Below are 2674 nucleotides of genomic sequence, written 5' to 3' on the forward strand. Positions count from 1 at the left end.
GCCACCGCAGCGGGTGCGCACACGCGTTCGACATTACGCGCCACCGGCAGGCCGTCCACACGCTCGAAGCGGGCGACATACAGTTCGCCCATCCGTGCGTCGATCGCCGACAGGATCTGCGTTTCTTCTGCCGGTGCCCGCAGCGCCAGCACCTGCAGCGTCGATACCGGCAGCAGCGGACGGTCCAGCGCCAGTGCGATGCCCTGCGCGATGGCGATCGCCAGGCGCACGCCCGTGAACGCACCAGGGCCGCGGCTGAGCGCGATGCCGTCCAACTGGCGGCGGCTGATGCCGGCTTCGGCCAGCAGCGCCTCGGCCCACGGCAGGCTCAGTTCGGCATGCCGGCGCGGGGCGATCTCGAAGCGTTCCAGTACCTGCCCATCGACATGCAGGGCAACGGAACAGGCTTCGGTGGCGGTTTCAAAGGCGAGCAGTTTCATCGGATCGGGTCAGAACAGGGGGAACGTGGCACCGGGCGCCGGCTCGGGGCCGGTCGCAACAGCGGCCCGGGCAGCCGCATCGTCGGCCACGGGCGCCCATTGTGGCGTAAAGAAGGCCTGGACATCGGCCAGGCTGCGGGTACGGCGGAACGGTGGCAGTGAATCGAGAAACACCCGGCCGTAACCCCGGTTGAGCAGGCGCGGGTCGCACAGCACCAGCACGCCGCGGTCGCTCTCGCTGCGGATCAGGCGGCCGACGCCCTGCTTCAACGCGATCACCGCCTGCGGCAGCTGTTCATCGCGGAACGGGTTGCCGCCCTGGCTGCGGATCGCCTCCAGGCGTGCCTCGTAGACCGGGTCATCCGGTGCTGCGAACGGCAGCTTGTCGATCATCACCACGCTCAACGCTTCGCCGACCACGTCCACGCCCTCGCGGAAACTGGCCGAGCCCAGCAGCACGCCATTGCCCGATTCGCGGAAGCGTTGCAGCAGCGTCGCGCGCGGCGCCTCGCCCTGCACGAACAACGGCCATGGCCCATCACGCAGTGCCTCGGCGGCCTCGCGCAATGCACGGTGCGAGGCGAACAGCAGGAACGCCCTGCCCTGCGAGGCCTGCAGCACCGGCCGCAGGGTCTGGATCAGCGCGGTTCCGAAACCACGCGCGGCCGGATCAGGCAGGCCCTCGGGCAGATAGCACAACGCCTGCTCCGGCCAGTTGAACGGGCTGGGCTGGACCAGCGTATGCGGGTCGTCCAGGCCCAGGCGGGTGGCGATGTGATCGAAACCACCGCCCACGGTCAGTGTCGCCGAGGTAAAGATCCATGCGGCGCGGCTGCGTTCGCGATGCTCGCGCAACGGGCCGGACACATCCATCGGCGTGCGCTGGCAGCGGAAACCACGCGGCGTGAGCTCGTACCAGAGCACATCGGCGGCGCTGGCGGTCTCCTCCGGATCGGTATCGAAATCGAGGGTGGGTTCGTCATCCCCCAGCCAGCGGCTGAGCCGCGAAACCGCTTCGCGCGCACGCGCATGGCAGGCATCGAGGCCGGCAGCCGCTTCGCGCAGCGGCTGCAGCGCCTGCTCCAGCGTCACCAGGCCAGCCATCACCGCATCGAAGCCATCACGCACCTGCGGCATCGCCAGTGCACGCCATTGCGTGCCACGCGCTGGCAGCCCTTCCATTGCCGAGCGCAGCGCCAACAGCGCCTGCTGCAACTGGTCGACCGGTTCCTGCAGCGCCGACTGCGCGCCCCCGACGCCGCGCGCTTCGGCCAGGCAGTCGCGGCCCAGTTCCTGCCACGGACGCATGCCAAAACCTTCGCCGAAGAACTGCGCGGCCAGTTCGGGCAACTGATGCGCCTCGTCGATGACGAAGGCCTGCGCCCCAGGTAACAACTCGCCAAAGCCGTCCTGCTTCAGTGCCAGGTCGGCCAACAGCAGATGGTGGTTGACCACCACCACATCGGCGGCCTGCGCGCGTTGCCGCGCGCGCACCACGAAGCAGTCATCCCAGAACGGGCAGTCGGTCCCCAGGCAGTTGTCGACAGTGGAGGTGACCATCGGCAGCAGCGGCGAATCATCGGCCAGGCCTTCCAGTTCGGCGATGTCACCGAACTCCGAACGACCGGACCAGGCCAGGATCCGCTGGAACTGCGCAGCCTGTTCGGGGCTGGAAAAACGCGGCTCGCCGCGCGCCTGCTGCAAGCGATAGCGGCACAGGTAGTTCGCGCGTCCCTTCAGCAGCGCACTGCGCAGGCCGACACCGAGTGCCTGGCGCACCCGTGGCAGATCGCGGTGGTAGAGCTGGTCCTGCAGCGCGCGGGTACCGGTGGAGATGATGGTGCGCAACCCGGACAGCAGCACCGGCACCAGGTAGGCGAACGTCTTGCCGGTGCCGGTACCGGCCTCGGCCAGCAGCAGATCACGCTGCTGCAGCGCATCGGCGATGGCTTCGGTTAGGTGCTGCTGTGCCGGACGCGGGACGAATGCATCCAGATGCGAGGCGAGCGCGCCGCCGTCGCTGAGGGCTTCGCGGCTGGCATGGACAAGGTCGGACATCAGAGGGAAAGGATACCCGGCCGGGCGCTGCCCGGCACCCGTTTCACGCCAGAGCACCCGCAAAAGCAACGGCAACAGCTTGGTTCATGGCTCTGGGTTTCTACGTGCTGGGCGGGTCGGGAGGGGCAGGCAGGACCGTTGGCGCCATGGGCCCGAGGCATGCCTCGGGCGGGTTG

At 68.8% G+C, this 2674-nt stretch carries 2 protein-coding genes; both read right to left on the reverse strand.

Going from position 1 to position 2674, the window contains the following annotated elements; genetic code table 11:
* Nucleotides 1-440, reverse strand: a 440-nt coding sequence (gene tsaB, locus G5A07_RS21065; protein WP_191863957.1) for a tRNA (adenosine(37)-N6)-threonylcarbamoyltransferase complex dimerization subunit type 1 TsaB, incomplete at its 3' end; no start/stop codon positions are given.
* Nucleotides 441-449: 9 nt separating this feature from the next.
* Nucleotides 450-2498, reverse strand: coding sequence for an ATP-dependent DNA helicase (locus G5A07_RS21070; RefSeq protein ID WP_191863958.1), 2049 nt, complete (start codon nucleotides 2496-2498; stop codon nucleotides 450-452).
* Between the last annotated feature and the right edge of the window lie 176 nt (nucleotides 2499-2674).

The organism is Stenotrophomonas sp. AS012628, assembly GCF_010608305.1.
GTDB classification, from domain to species: domain Bacteria; phylum Pseudomonadota; class Gammaproteobacteria; order Xanthomonadales; family Xanthomonadaceae; genus Stenotrophomonas; species Stenotrophomonas geniculata.

Coding starts and splice junctions, on each gene's coding strand:
- G5A07_RS21070 (WP_191863958.1), bottom strand. CDS start 2,498: ATGTCCGACCTTGTCCATGCCAGCCGCGAAGCCCTCAGCGACGGCGGC.